Here is a 14,680-nt window from a genome sequence, read left to right as displayed (position 1 = left end):
CGCCGTCCGGCTCGGGCTGCGAGGATGGGCACCCCTCCGGCCTGGGCGGTGTCCGTGTCAGATTCCCCGATCGTCCGTCGTGTCCTCGCCGACCGTCCCTTCGCCGAGGTCGGTGAACCGCGCGTCGCCGTCGCGGACGAGCGGCTGGGGCGCCTGGTCGTGGGCGGCGACATGGGGTGGATCGCCTGGCCGCAGTCGGGGCGGGCGGGGACCGACCGCTGGCCCCGGTACCGCGTCGGCGTCTACGACGCGCGGGACCTGCGCTGCCGGCACGTGTACGACTGCCCGTGGCCGGTGAACTCCGTCGCCTTCCATCCGCTCCTCCCGCTGGTGGCCGTGGGCGTGGGCCGCTACGACGGCAGCTGGGACTTCGAGGGCCAGCTGCTGCTGATGGACCTGGAGTCGGGCGACGTGCGGCCGGTCCTGGACGGCGGCCGCGAGGTGACCTCCGTCCGGTGGCTGGACGGGCGGCGTCTGCGGCTGGTCGTCACCCCCGAGGACAAGGACCACGAGTACGCCTTCAGCCACGGCTTCGAGTCCGTCCTGGAACGCGAGGACTGGCGGGCGGTGCCCGCCGCCTCCGTCGGGTACCGCGAGGTGATGGGCCCCCGGGTGCCGTACGCGTACCCCGAGGGCGGCGACGCCCGCGACCTGCTGACGGAGCGCGGCACCGCCCTGGGGACGGCGTGGGCGCCGCGCCGTCAGGTGCGGGCCGTCGAGGTGCTCGCCGACGGCCGGATGCTGGCGACGGCCGAGGGCGCGCTGCTGGAGTGCCGGCTGCCGTCGGGGGAACTCCAGTGGTCGGTGCCCGACCCGGACGGCGGGCAGCAGATCCACGTGGCCGCCGACCAGCGGTCGGCCTGGGTCAACGTCCGGCACACCCTGCGCCCGTCGGGGCAGGGGTGGCAGCGGTCCGGCACGCTGGTGCAGCGGGTGTCCCTGACGGACGGGCGGTTGCTGGAGGCCTTCGAGCCCGGTCACGCGGTGACGTTCACCGGCAGCCGTGACGGCCGGCTCGCCGTCCGGCAGGGAGGGCCGGATCAGTGGGGCGGCGCGACCCGGTTGCTGGCCCCCGACGGCACCGAGGCGGCGCGCTTCACGCTGACGGCGAGCGACTTCCGTCTGCGGCGCGGCGCCGAACTGCTCTTCGTGCGGGACCTCCACGGCGTGCCGCGGCACCGGGCCTGGGTCGGCGCGCTCGACGGCGGGGCAGCGGACGCCGAGCCGGAGCTGCGCAGGCTCTTCCCCCTCGACTGGGAACCCGGGCGCGGCTGCCACCTCTTCCCCGGACCGGCCGTCCGGCTGGACGGCGACGCGCTGGTCCAGGCCGCCGTGGTCCGAGACGCGGGCAAGGCCCCGGCACGGAACGCCTTCGTGGTGCGGCGCCGGCTCCCCGACGGCATGCCGGAGTGGGTGTTCGCCGCCGACGAGCCGGTCACGGCCCTGGACGCCGACGAGGACACCGTCTACGCCGCGCACCGGTCCGGTGAGGTCGTGGCGCTCGACGCACGCACCGGCAGCCCGCGCCTACGGCACCGGCTGCGCGTCGACGGTCAGGTGGTCGTGCCCCTGTCCCTCGCGGCGGCCGGTGCCGGCAGGTTCCTCGTCGGGACCGTGGACGGGCGGATCCTCGACTGCGCCCTGCTCGCGCCGGCGGGTCCCCGGGTCACCTCGGCCGGGGGATGACCGGCCAGGCCTGCTCGACGACGGCCGCCGGGTCGGCGGTGCGCCGCAGGTACGCCTGGAGGGAGGCCGACTGCTCGGCCGCCGCCCGGACCTGAAGGGCGTGCAGGTCCGCCAGCGGCATCAGGCCGACGGGCTCGTGCCGCTCCCCCATGCGGCGCACCACGCGGGCCGCGGCCACCGCGTCGGCCCGCGCGTCGTGGGCGCCCTCCAGTTGCACGCCGTAGTGGGCGCACAGCGCCTGCAGCGCCCGCCTGCCCTTGCGGTACTTGTCGACGTGCTTGTCGATGACCAGCGGGTCGATGACCGGCGAGGGCACGCTGCCCAGCCGTTCGCTGACGGACGCGACGCCGTGCCGCCGGCACTCGCGGTCCAGCAAGGACAGGTCGTAGCGCGCGTTCATCACCACCAGTGGTGTGCCCGAGCTCAGCACCTCGGCCACGGTGCGGGCGATCTCCTCGACCGCCGCACCGGCCGGGGCGCCGTGCGCGCGGGCGTGGGCGGTCGAGATGCCGTGGATCGCGGAGGCCTGCTCGGGTATGGCCACGCCCGGATCGAGCAGCCAGGTCCACTCCCGCGAGACGGCCCCGTCGGCCTCCAGCCGTACGACGGCGGCGGTGACGATGTGGTCGGTCTCGACGTCGGTGCCGGTGGTCTCCAGGTCGAACGCGACCAGCGCGTCGCTGATCCAGCTCATCGCGCGCCCCCTGTGACCGTGGCGCTCACCGCGCCGCGCGGGCGCTCGCCCGCGGTCCTCCCCCGTCCGGAGCCGGCCCGCCATGCCCGGCGTCGTCCCATGCCCATGTGGCGTACGTCCTTCCCGCAGTTCCCCCGTGTTCGGCTCCATCATCCCGCGCACCACTGACACTCCTGCGGCCGGGCTGCGGGGGAGGTCCGGCCGCGGCGGTCCGCCGGGCCGTCAGGAGACCGGACGGGAGTCGGCCCAGACGCCCTCGAACTCCTCGCGGTAGATCTCGAACAGCCCGTGCTCGGCCTCGGGGGCCTCGCCGGCCCTGATCTGCACGAGTTCCCGCGGCCCGCCGCGCAGGATGAGGACCGGCGCCTCCATGCCGCGGGCCTTGCGCAGGTAGGGCTGGACGACCGCGATGCCGTCCGAGGTGTCGCCGTCCACGAGGTAGGCGGTGAAGCGCGGGGTCTCGTCGAAGACCCGGATCTCGAACGCGGCGGTGTCCCGCAGCCGGGCCCGCACCCGCCGCATGTGCATGATGTTCATCTCCACGGAGCGGCTGAGCTCGCCGCGGCCGAGGCCGAGTTCGCGCTCACGGCGGCGGACGGCGCTGCTCGCCGGGTTGAGGAAGAGCAGCCGCACCCGGCAGCCGGACTCCGCCAGCCGCACCAGCCGCTTGCCCGAGTAGTTCTGCACGAGCAGGTTGAGGCCGATGCCCACGGCGTCGAGGCGTCGGGCGCCCCCGAACAGGTCCTCGGCGGGCAGCTGGCGCTGCAGCCGCACCCGGTCGGGGTAGACGCCGACGACGTCGGCGTAGCGGTCGGCGACGAGCTCTTCGACGGCGTCCACGGGCAGCCGCTCGGCGGAGGGGTAGCCGGGTCCGGAGCCGAGCATGTCCAGCAGCCGGGCGGCGGCCCGCTCGGCCTGGTCCAGCACGGTGCGGGACAGGGCACGGTTGCGGGAGACGACGTGCCGGGCCACCTCCAGCTCGTCCAGGGCGAGTTCGAGTTCCCGGCGGTCGTCCAGGTACGGCTCGAAGCACGGCCAGTGCTGGACGACGAGTTCCCGCAGCTGCGGCAGCGTCAGGAAGCTGAGGATGTTGTCGTCGGCCGGGTCGAGCAGGAACCCCTTGCGGCGGCTGACCTCGCGCACGGCGGCGGCCCGCTGCACCCACTCGTGGCCGGCCGGTCCGGCGGCCGCGACCACCCACTCGTCGCCGTGCACGGGTTCGTAGATCGGGCGCAGCACGGCGTTGACGACGGCGCGCAGGCGCTGTTCGACGAGGTTGAGCCACACGTAGGCCCGTCCGGCGCGCCGGGCGCGGGTACGCACCTCGGACCACTCGTCGGCGCCCCAGTCCAGTTCCGCTCCGATCTCCAACGGCAGTGCCAGGGAGGTGGTGCCGGTGGTTCCCTCGCCGATGCCGCCGCCCGGGTCCCCCTGATCACCACCACCGGGGAGCACCAGACCTCCCGACATCACGACTGCACCCGCCTTCCCGCCCCCGTCCACGATCAAGGAAGGGTACTGCGGGGCGGGAGGCGGTGCAGCCGTAACGACGCTACTTCACCACATGCTTACCGGGTCCGGCGCGGCGGGACGCTCAGTGTCCCTGCCCGTTGTGGCCCGAGAGCTCGTCCGGTGTGAGCGGGCTCATGGCCGTCACGTCGCGCGGCGCGAGCTGGAACCCCTGCCAGTGGATCGGCATGGGGCTCTGGTCCTCGTCGCGCGGGATGTGGTGGAACCCGACGTTGACCCACACGACCGGGTGCTTGAGGGCCTCCCCGTCCGCCCACTTGTCCACCGAGGTCCCCCGCCCGTTGCAGGCCGGGTCGCTGTTCCCGCTGGCCAGCTGCTCGCAGGCGCGGTACTGGGTGAAGTACACGTCCTTCGAGGTGTAGGCGTGGGCGTCGTAGTGGTCGGAGTGCTGCTGGACCAGCTCCCAGGAACGCGGGTGCCGGTCGGCGTTCTTGCCGGCCGTGGAGACCACGCGCCACCAGCGGCGCAGCGCGGAGGAGGCGGCCAGCTCCTTGGTGACCGGGGTCCTGGTGGTCTTCAGGACGGCGGAGCCGGAGCCCTGGCCGGCCTTCTTGGTGCCGAACTGCTCGACCTTGGCCTGCGTGGAGCCGTCCAGGCCGAAGTTCAGCCGCCAGAAGACCGAGTGGTAGTGGCTGGTGGAGTGGTCGTGGTCGCCGTTGCCGATGGGCCAGCCGGTGCCCTCTCCGCTGTAGTCGCCGGGCGACAGGTCGCCGGTGGCGCCCATCTTGGCGGTGATGGTGCCGTCGTCGGAGAAGTTCCACTGGGTGACGTACTCGTACCAGCCGAGCTGGGAGACGGAGAAGACCACCAGGTCGCTGCCCTGCTTGGTGTACTTCGTGGAGTTGCCCTGGTCGTCGTACACGTCGCTGCGGTAGGCGTAGCCGTGCGGGGCGGTGGTGGTGCACAGCGCCTTGACGTTCCGCTGCTGCTGCGGGACGTAGGCGGAGCTGATCGTCCCGCCGGGGCACTCCTCGGGGCCGATGTCGACCGCGGTGTTGCCGAAGCCGATGTCGGACAGGTCGTTGTACTCGGTCAGCCCCGAGTCGTACGGGACGTTGACCTGCGCGAGCGTGGCCGAGGTCAGCACCTTGAGCGGCTGCGGTTCCTTCTCCGGCTTGTACGCGATCTTCTCCAGGACCAGGCCCTTGGTTCCACTGATGCGCCAGCACATGCTCCAGCCGGTGCCGTTCGGCAGGGTCTTGGTGATGGCGGTGGCGGTGCCGCAGTCCACCGCGGCCGCGGTGCCGGCCCGGGGGGCCGCGCCGGCCTGGCCGGCCGTGGAGCCCGCGAAGAGCGCGGGCAGGAGCAGGAGCGCCGAGGCCGTACCGATGGCCCGGCGCACGTTGGTGGTGCGCATGGTTGCTGGGTCTCCGCTCTTAGTGGATTCGGCCGACGGTGCGATCGCTGAGGTCGACGACCAGATCGGTCGTATCGATCCACGGCCCGTCCTTCACCTGCGTGAACAGCCGTACGCACCGGTGCTCGCCGCATTTGGCCAAACCGGCCGGGGCGGACTGCTCGGCGGTGTTGAACGAGATGCCGCGCAGCCGCAGCTGGTCGGGCGAGGTGAGCTCCCGGCCCTTGGTGGCGGCCGTGAAGTCGGCGCGGAGGCCCTTGCCGAGGGCGTCCCGGATGAGCAGTTCCGCGGCCTCCCGGGTCTCGTCGTTCGAGGGCGGCGGCTGCATGCCGGTGGCGGTGTCGGTGTGCTCGACGGTGCCGGCGGTGAGGTTGACGGTCTTCTTCACGAGCCGGTCGTGCCCGTAGTCGTAGAAGAGCACCTCGACCCGGCGGGCCTGGTCCGCGGACGCCTGCGTGGTGTCGGCCGGTTCGGCGAGGTCGGTGTCGAGGTACTCCGGTCCACGCTCCCCGTCCACGTCCTGCGCGCTGCGCAGCGCGTCGCGCTGCAGGGCTATGGACTTCGCCCGGTCGACCTCGGCCTTGGTCAGAGGCCCGCGACCGGTCTGCCGTCCGCCCTGGGGCGCGTCGTCCTCGATCACCCCAGCGCTGCCCGCGTCCTGCTGCCCCGGCGCTCCCGACGCGGCGGCGGGGCCGCCCGTCGTGGAGTGGTCGTCGCCGGCGGCGTCACGCGGCAGGGTGACGGCGATCATCACCGTGGTGGCGGCGACGGCGACGCCACCACCCCACAGGGCGCGCCTGAGACCGCGCCCGACCCCTCCCTTTCGTGGTAAGGAGCGGCTTTCCCCCTGATCTGTCACTTAGATCTCCCCTGTGTCGTACTGTCACCCTTATCGACGGGACTTCGACGGCACAGGTTGCCCCGGGACGGTGGATTCTTGCGGCAGGCAGGGGAATTGGGACACCCGTAACGGGGAAGATCTTGGCGATTCCACGCCCGGAGGGGCCCAATTGCGTGACGATGCCCTTTTCGGCACCGAAGTGGCCGGGGTGCGGCCTACCGGCGCCCGGCGGACAAGTGGAAGAGTCGACGACATGCAGGTCTGGCCGGGTCAGGCATATCCCCTCGGCGCCACGTACGACGGCGCCGGCACCAACTTCGCGGTCTTCTCGGAGACCGCGGAACGGATCGAGCTGTGTCTGCTGCACGACGACGGCTCGGAGACCGCCGTCGAGCTGCGGGAGGCGGACGCCTTCGTCCGCCACGCGTACGTCCCGGGCATCATGCCCGGTCAGCGCTACGGCTTCCGGGTCCACGGCCCCCACGAGCCGACCCGTGGCCACCGCTGCAACTCCGCGAAGCTGCTGCTGGACCCGTACGCGAAGGCGATAAGCGGGACGATCGACTGGGACGAGGCGGTGTACGGCTACCGCTTCGGGGAGCCCGAGTCCCGCAACGACCTGGACTCGGCGCCCCACACCATGACCTCGGTGGTGGTGAACCCGTACTTCGACTGGGCCGAGGACCGCAGCCCCCGCATCGACTACCACCGCACGGTCATCTACGAGGCGCACGTCAAGGGCCTGACGATGCTCCACCCGGAGCTCCCGGAGGAGATCCGCGGCACCTACGCCGCGCTCGCCCACCCCGCGGTGATCTCGCACCTGACGGAGCTGGGCGTCACGACGCTGGAGCTGATGCCGGTCCACCAGTTCGTCCACGACCACCGGCTGGTGGATGCGGGGATGCGCAACTACTGGGGCTACAACACGATCGGCTTCTTCGCCCCGCACAACGCCTACGCCTCGATGGGCGACCGCGGCCAGCAGGTGCTGGAGTTCAAGACGGCGGTGCGCGAGCTGCACCGGGCGGGCATCGAGGTGATCCTCGACGTGGTCTACAACCACACGGCCGAGGGCAGCCACCTGGGGCCGACGCTGTGCTTCCGGGGCATCGACAACGCCTCGTACTACCGGCTGGCCGACGACCCGCGCTACTACACGGACACCACCGGCACCGGGAACTCGCTGCTGATGCGCAGCCCCCACGTGCTGCAGATGATCATGGATTCGCTGCGCTACTGGGTCACCGAGATGCACGTCGACGGCTTCCGCTTCGACCTCGCGGCGACCCTGGCCCGGCAGTTCCACGAGGTGGACCGGCTGTCCTCGTTCTTCGACCTCGTGCAGCAGGACCCGGTGGTCAGCCAGGTGAAGCTGATCGCCGAGCCCTGGGACGTCGGCGAGGGCGGCTACCAGGTGGGCAACTTCCCGCCGCTGTGGACGGAGTGGAACGGCAAGTTCCGCGACACGGTGCGCGACCTGTGGCGCGGCGAACCGGCCACGCTGGCCGAGTTCGGCTCCCGGCTGACCGGTTCCTCCGACCTCTACCAGGACGACGGCCGCCGGCCGCTCGCCTCCATCAACTTCGTGACCTGCCACGACGGCTTCACCCTGCGCGACCTGGTGTCGTACAACGACAAGCACAACGAGGCCAACGGCGAGAACAACCGGGACGGCGAGAGCCACAACCGCTCGTGGAACTGCGGCGCCGAGGGCGAGACCGAGGACGAGGACGTCCTCGCCCTGCGCGAGCGCCAGATGCGCAACTTCATCGCGACCCTGTTGCTCTCCCAGGGCGTGCCGATGCTCGCCCACGGCGACGAGTTCGGCCGCACCCAGCAGGGCAACAACAACGCCTACTGCCAGGACAACGAGCTGGCCTGGGTGCCGTGGCCCAAGGAAGGCGAGGCGGACACCGAGCGGCTGCACGACTTCACCCGCCAGATGGTGTGGCTCCGGCGCGACCACCCCGTCTTCCGCCGCCGCCGCTTCTTCCACGGGCGGCCGGTCGAGGGCACGCACGACGAACTCTCGGACATCGCCTGGTTCACCCCTGAGGGTGAGGAGATGGCCCAGGACGACTGGCAGGAGGCCCAGGCCAACGCTCTGGTGGTCTTCCTCAACGGCAGCGCGATCTCCGAGCCCGGCGACCGCGGGGAGCGGATCTGCGACGACTCCTTCCTGCTGATGTTCAACGCCTGGTACGAACCGCTGGACTTCGTGGTCCCGGTGAACCACGGCAAGGAGTGGCAGGTGGTCGTGGACACCCAGCGGCCGGAGGGCGTGCCCCCCGGCTCGGGGCGCAAGGTGACCCAGGGGGACCGGCTGCGGCTGGCCGACCGCAGCATGATGGTCCTGCAGCGCCCGGCGTAACCGTCCGCCCGATGTGATGGGCGTACCGGTCGGCGGGGTAGTCAGTCCTCCATGACAGAAAGCGCCGCGATCCCGCCGACCGCTGTCGTCCCCTCCGTGCCGAGCGCCACCTACCGGCTCCAGCTCCAGCCCGACTTCCCGTTCGCCGCGGCCGAGGCCGTCGTCCCCCATCTGGCGGCGCTCGGCGTCTCCCACCTGCACCTCTCCCCCGTGCTGCAGGCCGTGCCCGGCTCCACGCACGGCTACGACGTCGTCGACCACACCCGGGTGCGCGAGGAGCTCGGCGGCGAGAAGGGGCTGCGCGCGCTGGCGCGCACCGCCCGGGCGCACGGCCTCGGGCTCGTCCTGGACGTGGTGCCCAACCACATGGCCGTGCCGGCGCCGGAGCATCTGGCCCGGCCGCTGTGGGAGGTGCTGCGGGACGGGCCGCGGTCCCCGTACGCGCGCTGGTTCGACGTCGACTGGGCGGCGCAGGGCGACCGGCTGCTGCTGCCGGTGCTGGGCGGCCCGCTGGAGGAGGTGCTGCCCGACCTGCGCGTCGAGCGCGACCGCGCCACCGGGGAGCGGGTGCTGCGCTACCACGACCACGCCTTCCCGCTGCGCCCCGGCACCGAGGAGCTGCCGCTGCGCGCGCTGGTCGACGCCCAGTGGTACCGGCTCGCCTGGTGGCGGCAGGCCCGCACCGAGCTGAACTACCGGCGTTTCTTCACCATCTCCGAGCTCATCGCGGTCCGCGTCGAGGACGACGAGGTCTTCGCGGCCACCCACGCCACCTTGCTGCGCCTGCTGGACGAGGGTGTCGCCGACGGCCTGCGCGTCGACCACCCGGACGGCCTCGCCGACCCCGCCGGCTACCTGCGGCGGCTGGCGGACGCCTCCGGCGGCCGCTGGACGGTCGTGGAGAAGATCCTCACCGGCGACGAACGGCTGCCGGCCGGCTGGGCCTGCTCCGGCACGACCGGCTACGACGCCCTGGACCGCCTCGACGGGCTGTTCACCGACCCGGCGGGCGTCGAGGAGATCACCCGCTTCTACCGCGGGTTCACCGCCGCCCCCGCCGACGCGGGCGGCGAGTGGCAACCGACCGTACGGGCCGCCGCCGAACGCATCGTCACGCACGACCTGGCCGCGGAGGTGGGCCGGCTGACCCGCTCCGCGGTCCGGGCCACCGGGCTGGAGCCCGCCGCACTGCGCGAGGCGATCGAGGCGACGCTCGTCCGGCTGCCGCGCTACCGCCCGTACGTCGTCCCCGGCGAGCCCGCGGACGCGGAGGACACCGCCCTGCTGGAGGCCGCGGCCGGTGCCGCCGGGCACCCGGCGGCCGGGACGGTGTGCGACCTGGCCCTGGGCCGGCACCCGGGCGGCGGGGAGGCCGCCGCGGACTTCGTGGTGCGCTTCGCCCAGGTCTCCTCGGCGCTGCGCGCCAAGTCCGCCGAGGACACCGCCTTCTACCGCTACCACCCCCTGCTCAGCCTCAACGAGGTCGGCCGCGAGCCGGACCGTCCCGCCACCTCGCCCGAGGACTTCCACGCCTTCTGCGAGCGGCTGCGGCGCGACTGGCCGCTGACCGGGACGGTGCGCTCCACCCACGACACCAAGCGCAGCGCCGACGTCCGCGCCCGGCTCGCCGCGCTGAGCGAGCTGCCCGGCGAGTGGGCCGGCTGGCTGGGCGAGGTCTCGGCGGACCTGCGGGAGTACCTGGAGCACCGCGGGGTCCCGCTCCCGGCGCGTCATGCGGAGTACCAGGCCTGGCAGTACGCGGCGGTCTTCTGCGACCCCGGTGCCGCGGAGCCGGTGACCGCCACCATGCTCAAGTCGGAGCGCGAGGCGGGCCTGCGCACGTCGTGGACCGACCAGCGTCCGGAGTACGAGCAGGAGCTGACGGGCTTCGTCCGTGAACTGGTCGGCGGACCGGCCGCCTTCGCCACCGGGCGCATCGACCGCGCCCTGCGCGGGCCCGAACGCGTCAACGTCCTCGGCGCGCACCTGGCGCACCTGACGATGCCGGGCGTGCCCGACGTCTACCAGGGCGACGAGGAACGGCAGTTGCTGCTCGTCGACCCCGCCAACCGCCGCCCGTACGACCCGGGCACCGCGGAGGGCGACCCGAGCGAGAAGCGGCGGGTGACCGAGTTCGCGCTGCGCCTGCGCCGGGCCCGCCCGCAGTGGTTCACCGGCCCGGAAGCCTCGTACGAGCCGCTGTACGCGCGCGGCCCGGCCGGGGAGCACTGCGTGGCCTTCGTCCGCGGCGGGCGGGCACTCACGGTCGTCACCCGGCTGTCCCGGCGGCTCGCGGACGCCGGGGGCTGGCGCGGCACGGAGCTGGTGCTGCCGGAGGGGGTCTGGACGGAGGTGCTGACGGGCCGTCCGTTCCAGGCCGTGGTGCCGCTGGCGGAGCTGCTGGACCGGCTGCCGGTGGGCCTGCTGGTGCGTGACGTCGACGAGTGAGGTCCCGGTGGGCGGGAGATTTCCGGTACGGACGGATACGGAGCACGAAAGCCGGTAATGTCCCGCCCATTGAGCGCCGTCGGGACACCCCCCGGCGGCGCGGGGGGAGGGACGTCCATGCGGAGGTGTGTGCCGGCGCTCGCCGCCGTGCTGCTGGCGGGCGGCTGCGGCGGCGGGTCCGCCCCCGTCCGCACGACTGCCGAGGAACCACCGTCGACGGGATCCTCCGCGACCGCTCCGGACAGCACCCCGCCCGTCCCGGAGAGCACCGCTCCTTCGCCGTCCGCCGTGGAGCCGTCCGAGGCGGTGGTCACCGAGGACGGCACGCCGGCCGGCGCCCCCTCCGACGGCGCCGGTCCGTCCGGCGACCCGGACGGGGCGCCGGCGGGCGGCCCCCGGACGACGAGCTGCGGCGCCCTGCCGGGCAGCGGCACCTTCACCGACCCGCTGCAGCTCGGCGTCCTCGACGGTCCCGTGGTCGCCGAGGGCTGCGCGCCGCTGACCCCGGGCGCGCCCTTCAACGTCCGGTACTTCTCGTTCACCCTGCCCACCGCACCCGGCGCGGACGCGCACGCCGGACCGTCGTTCACCCTCACCCAGGACGCGCTGGGACCGGTGTACCCGGCCGTCGTCCTGCCCGGCGGGTGGGTCCTCAAGCACAGCCTGGGGTCCGGCTACTGGACGGGGACGGAGCCCTGGTTCACGGGCCGGTACCAGCCGATCGCCGACCTGGCGCCGGGCACCTACATCCTGCGCACGGAGAAGCTCGACTCGCCCCTGCACTCGCTGACCACGCCGGCCTACGACGTCGTCGTCGACCCCGGCGGCACGGCCGGCTAACCACTGACGGACCGTCAACCACCGTGCGGCACGCCGTTGCTGCCCCCGTGTCGCACGCTCGGGCGCACTGTACGGTATGCGGCATGTATACCGATATTCCCTTCATCCCGCGTCTCGCCGGGGTGCACCACGTCACGCTGCCCGTCGGCGATCCGGCCCGGTCGGAGGCGTGGTACGAACGGGTGCTGGGCCACCACCGGATCGCGGAGTTCACGGAGGGCGGCGCCTTCGCCGGCATCGCCATGGCCCACCCCGGCGGCGGACCCGTGCTGTGCCTGCGCCACGACCCCGCCCTCGCCGCCGCCTCCGCGGGCTTCGCGTGGTTCTCGCTGGGCGTCCCCGACCTCCCCGCACTGGAAGCGCTGGCCGCCCGTCTGGACGCGCTCGGCGAGCCGCGCGGCGCCGTCGTCCGCACCGCCCGCGGCTGGCTCCTCGCGCAGCTGCGCGACCCGGACGGCCACGAGTTGCGCTTCGCGACCGCCGACGAGGAGCCGCCGCCGTGCCGCGGGCAGGTCCTGCGCCTCGCGGGCGGCCGCGCGCCGGTACTCCGGTCCCGCACCGCCTGAGCGACGCGGACCGCACTGTCGGACCCCGCTGTTAACGTCCTGCCATGGACGCCTCGGAAGCCCTGCTCATCCGCATCGAGAACGACCCGGTCGCGGCACAGCACCTCGCCTGGCCCGGTGACTTCGACATCACCCGCCGCGACCCGGTCGAGGACGTGCGCCTGCCCTCGGGCCTGGTGATGCGCCCCATAGCCGGCGACGGCGCCGGCGGCACGTTCTTCCTCTGCGGTGAGCCCGGCGACGCCGAGCGGCCCGTGGTGTACGCGGACTCCGAGGGGCAGGCGGCGCTGATCGGCGCGGACCTGGCGGAAGCGGTCGAGCTGATCGTGTCCTGCCCGATGTGGTGGCGGGACGTGGACTCGGGACTCCCCCTGGAGGAGCTGGAGGCCGAGGTGCGCGAGGACCACCCGGACCTGGACCGGCAGCGCGAAGAGGTGGCTGCGGCCCTCGGGCTGACGCTCCCTCCGGTCGAGGAGGTCGTCGCCCGGCTGCAGGCGACGGCTGCGCGCACGGCGCCGGACTTCCTGCCGTACGTGGACGACGACGATCACGAGCCGTACGAGCCGCTGTTCCGGCCCTGAGGCCCTGAGGCCCTGAGGCCCTGAGGCCGGGCGCCGGCGCGGCCTCAGGCGGTGGTGAGGCGGAAGCTCATCGCGCCGAAGGTCACCTGGTCCCCGGGGCGGACGGCCGCGGCACCCATGACGCGGTGGCCGTTGACCCAGGTGCCGTTCATCGAACCGAGGTCGCGCAGGACCCACAGCCCGCCCTCGTGGCTGAGCTCGGCGTGGAAACGGGACGTCGAGGAGTGGCTGAGCCGGAAGGTGCACGACAGGTCCCGGCCGATCCGCACCGGGAAGGGGCCGGGGGCGGGCAGCAGCAGCGGCGGCAGCTGCTGGACGGCCCAGGCCTGCCGCATGCGGGCGCGGAAGGCCGACGTCTTGGTGACGGCGCGGACGATCGAACCGGTCAGCCGGGCCCAACGGCCCTGTGCGGGCGGCAGGTCGGCGACGAGGGCGGCCAACTCGTCGGAGTGGCGCGCCTTGAGCGCGAGTCCCATGCGGCGCACGAAGGTGTCGTGCGACAGCCGCCCGTCGACGGCCCCCTCACGGAGTACCTCGATGGCGCGCTCGCGTTCGGCGTCCGTGGGACGCGCCGGGTGCGTCGGGAACTCATAGCTCACCTGCGTGATTGTCGGGCCGCGGAGGCCGGGGTGTCCAGAAGGTGCGGCCCGTGCGGCCCCGCCGTTAATTGCGTGGACGCCGCGGAGGCCGGATGGCTACGGTGGGCGCACGCCCTTGACCGAGGAAGGAGGCGGAAGCCATGTGCCTGTTCACCGTTCCGCGCTCCCGCCCCGTTGTCCGCAGGGCGTACTCCGTCTGACCGGGAGCGCTCCGCTCTTCCGTGAGGACTTCTCCTTCATGACCGATCTGGTCTTCCGCCCGCTCGTCGCGGGCGAATCGCATCTCTTCCACTCCCTGACCCCCGAGGACCACGGCCTGGTCGGCCGGTCCCTGATGGGCCACTCCTACGCCATGACCGACGAGGGCGGCGAGTACCGCCCCGACTGGACCTGGGTGGCCCTGCGCGACGGCGTCGTGGTCGCCCGCGCGGCCTGGTGGGCGGCTCCGGCCGACGACAAGCCGATAGCGCTCGACTGGTTCGACTTCACCGACGCCGACGCGGCCGTGCGGCTGTTGCGGACGGCGCCGCTCAAGGCCGAGTACGAGCTGGTGCTGCCCCCCGGCTGGCGGGAGCGGCGCGAGGTCCGCGAGGCCGCCCAGTCCCGCATCGACGCGGCGATCGTCTCCGGCATGGAGCTGCTCGTCGAACGCTACCGCTACGTCTGGACCCCCGAGTGCGGGCTGCCCGAGCGCACCGGACGGCTCGAGTACCGGCCGGAGCCGGACGACGGCGTGATCCTGGACGTACTGAGGCGCATCGGGGTCGGCAGCCTCGACGCGCACACCCGCCGCATGGTGCGGCTGCACGGCCCGGACGCCGCCGCCCGCGAGGAGCTGGAGTTCCTCAACTGGCTGCAGTCGCCCCGCGAGTGGTGGCGCCTGGCGTACACCCCGCAGGGCGAGCTCGCCGGCATCCACGTGCCGGGGCGCAACCCGGGCGCGTTCTGCGTCGGCTTCATCGGTGTCCTGCCGGAGCAGCGCGGCCACGGCTACGCCTACGACCTGCTGGTCGAGTGCACGAACGACCTGGCCGGACACGGCGCCGAGCGGATCGCCGCCGCCACCGACCAGGGCAACGCGCCGATGGCGGCGCACTTCGCCAAGGCGGGTTATCCGGTCGCCGGGGAGCGCGTCAACCTGGTGTGACCCCCGGACGGCGGGCA

General features: G+C 73.3%; 12 protein-coding genes. 7 read left to right on the top strand and 5 right to left on the bottom strand.

Annotation, left to right across the window (positions count from 1 at the left end):
• The first annotated feature begins 54 nt into the window (after positions 1 to 54).
• A complete protein-coding gene (locus tag AC1VWI_RS32860) occupies positions 55 to 1,686 on the top strand; it encodes a PQQ-binding-like beta-propeller repeat protein (RefSeq protein WP_499514627.1) in 1,632 nt (543 codons plus the stop codon).
• Here AC1VWI_RS32860 and AC1VWI_RS32855 read toward each other — a convergent pair.
• From AC1VWI_RS32855 to AC1VWI_RS32840, 4 genes are all read right to left on the bottom strand, one after another.
• Positions 1,667 to 2,380, bottom strand: a complete 714-nt coding sequence (locus tag AC1VWI_RS32855) for a 3'-5' exonuclease (RefSeq protein WP_499514626.1) — start codon at positions 2,378 to 2,380, stop codon at positions 1,667 to 1,669. The two genes, AC1VWI_RS32860 and AC1VWI_RS32855, sit on opposite strands and share 20 nt — an antisense overlap.
• 222 nt (positions 2,381 to 2,602) lie before the next feature.
• Positions 2,603 to 3,850 carry an SAV2148 family HEPN domain-containing protein gene (locus tag AC1VWI_RS32850; RefSeq protein WP_499514625.1) on the bottom strand — a complete coding sequence of 416 codons (1,248 nt, stop codon included), beginning with the start codon at positions 3,848 to 3,850 and terminating at the stop codon, positions 2,603 to 2,605.
• A gap of 124 nt (positions 3,851 to 3,974) precedes the next feature.
• Entirely contained in the window at positions 3,975 to 5,267 is a 1,293-nt protein-coding gene (locus tag AC1VWI_RS32845; RefSeq protein ID WP_499514624.1) for a copper amine oxidase, read from the bottom strand.
• A 19-nt stretch (positions 5,268 to 5,286) separates the two neighbouring features.
• Positions 5,287 to 6,018 carry a Tat pathway signal sequence domain protein gene (locus AC1VWI_RS32840; RefSeq protein ID WP_499514623.1) on the bottom strand — a complete coding sequence of 244 codons (732 nt, stop codon included), beginning with the start codon at positions 6,016 to 6,018 and terminating at the stop codon, positions 5,287 to 5,289.
• 343 nt (positions 6,019 to 6,361) lie between these two features.
• On the opposite strand from AC1VWI_RS32840, the gene glgX reads away from it, so the two are divergent.
• The 5 genes from glgX to AC1VWI_RS32815 all read left to right on the top strand — a co-directional run bounded on the left by glgX (position 6,362) and on the right by AC1VWI_RS32815 (position 12,917).
• Positions 6,362 to 8,482 carry a glycogen debranching protein GlgX gene (gene glgX, locus AC1VWI_RS32835; RefSeq protein WP_499514622.1) on the top strand — a complete coding sequence of 707 codons (2,121 nt, stop codon included), beginning with the start codon at positions 6,362 to 6,364 and terminating at the stop codon, positions 8,480 to 8,482.
• 51 nt (positions 8,483 to 8,533) lie between these two features.
• On the top strand, positions 8,534 to 10,930 hold the full coding sequence (treY, locus tag AC1VWI_RS32830; RefSeq protein WP_499514621.1) for a malto-oligosyltrehalose synthase: 2,397 nt from the start codon (positions 8,534 to 8,536) through the stop codon (positions 10,928 to 10,930).
• A gap of 117 nt (positions 10,931 to 11,047) precedes the next feature.
• A complete protein-coding gene (locus AC1VWI_RS32825; RefSeq protein ID WP_499514620.1) occupies positions 11,048 to 11,770 on the top strand; it encodes a hypothetical protein in 723 nt (240 codons plus the stop codon).
• An 83-nt stretch (positions 11,771 to 11,853) separates the two neighbouring features.
• Entirely contained in the window at positions 11,854 to 12,336 is a 483-nt protein-coding gene (locus AC1VWI_RS32820) for a VOC family protein (protein WP_499514619.1), read from the top strand.
• Positions 12,337 to 12,380: 44 nt separating this feature from the next.
• Positions 12,381 to 12,917 (top strand): hypothetical protein, encoded by a 537-nt coding sequence (locus tag AC1VWI_RS32815; protein ID WP_499514618.1) that lies wholly within the window; start codon positions 12,381 to 12,383, stop codon positions 12,915 to 12,917.
• 44 nt (positions 12,918 to 12,961) lie between these two features.
• On the opposite strand, the gene AC1VWI_RS32810 is transcribed toward AC1VWI_RS32815, so the two are convergent.
• Positions 12,962 to 13,516, bottom strand: coding sequence for an FHA domain-containing protein (locus tag AC1VWI_RS32810; protein ID WP_499514617.1), 555 nt, complete (start codon positions 13,514 to 13,516; stop codon positions 12,962 to 12,964).
• Positions 13,517 to 13,754: 238 nt separating this feature from the next.
• On the opposite strand from AC1VWI_RS32810, the gene AC1VWI_RS32805 reads away from it, so the two are divergent.
• Entirely contained in the window at positions 13,755 to 14,663 is a 909-nt protein-coding gene (locus AC1VWI_RS32805) for a GNAT family N-acetyltransferase (protein ID WP_499514616.1), read from the top strand.
• Positions 14,664 to 14,680: the final 17 nt, after the last annotated feature.

It is taken from the genome of Streptomyces sp. TOM-9 (assembly GCF_056858595.1).
The sequence above is the reverse complement of the archived record's forward strand: the minus strand, read 5'-3'. Positions and strand labels throughout refer to the sequence as shown.

Coding starts and splice junctions, on each gene's coding strand:
- AC1VWI_RS32855 (WP_499514626.1), bottom strand. CDS start 2,380: ATGAGCTGGATCAGCGACGCGCTGGTCGCGTTCGACCTGGAGACCACC.
- treY (WP_499514621.1), top strand. CDS start 8,534: ATGACAGAAAGCGCCGCGATCCCGCCGACCGCTGTCGTCCCCTCCGTG.
- AC1VWI_RS32825 (WP_499514620.1), top strand. CDS start 11,048: ATGCGGAGGTGTGTGCCGGCGCTCGCCGCCGTGCTGCTGGCGGGCGGC.
- AC1VWI_RS32805 (WP_499514616.1), top strand. CDS start 13,755: ATGACCGATCTGGTCTTCCGCCCGCTCGTCGCGGGCGAATCGCATCTC.
- AC1VWI_RS32845 (WP_499514624.1), bottom strand. CDS start 5,267: ATGCGCACCACCAACGTGCGCCGGGCCATCGGTACGGCCTCGGCGCTC.
- AC1VWI_RS32815 (WP_499514618.1), top strand. CDS start 12,381: ATGGACGCCTCGGAAGCCCTGCTCATCCGCATCGAGAACGACCCGGTC.
- glgX (WP_499514622.1), top strand. CDS start 6,362: ATGCAGGTCTGGCCGGGTCAGGCATATCCCCTCGGCGCCACGTACGAC.
- AC1VWI_RS32820 (WP_499514619.1), top strand. CDS start 11,854: ATGTATACCGATATTCCCTTCATCCCGCGTCTCGCCGGGGTGCACCAC.
- AC1VWI_RS32840 (WP_499514623.1), bottom strand. CDS start 6,018: ATGATCGCCGTCACCCTGCCGCGTGACGCCGCCGGCGACGACCACTCC.
- AC1VWI_RS32850 (WP_499514625.1), bottom strand. CDS start 3,850: ATGTCGGGAGGTCTGGTGCTCCCCGGTGGTGGTGATCAGGGGGACCCG.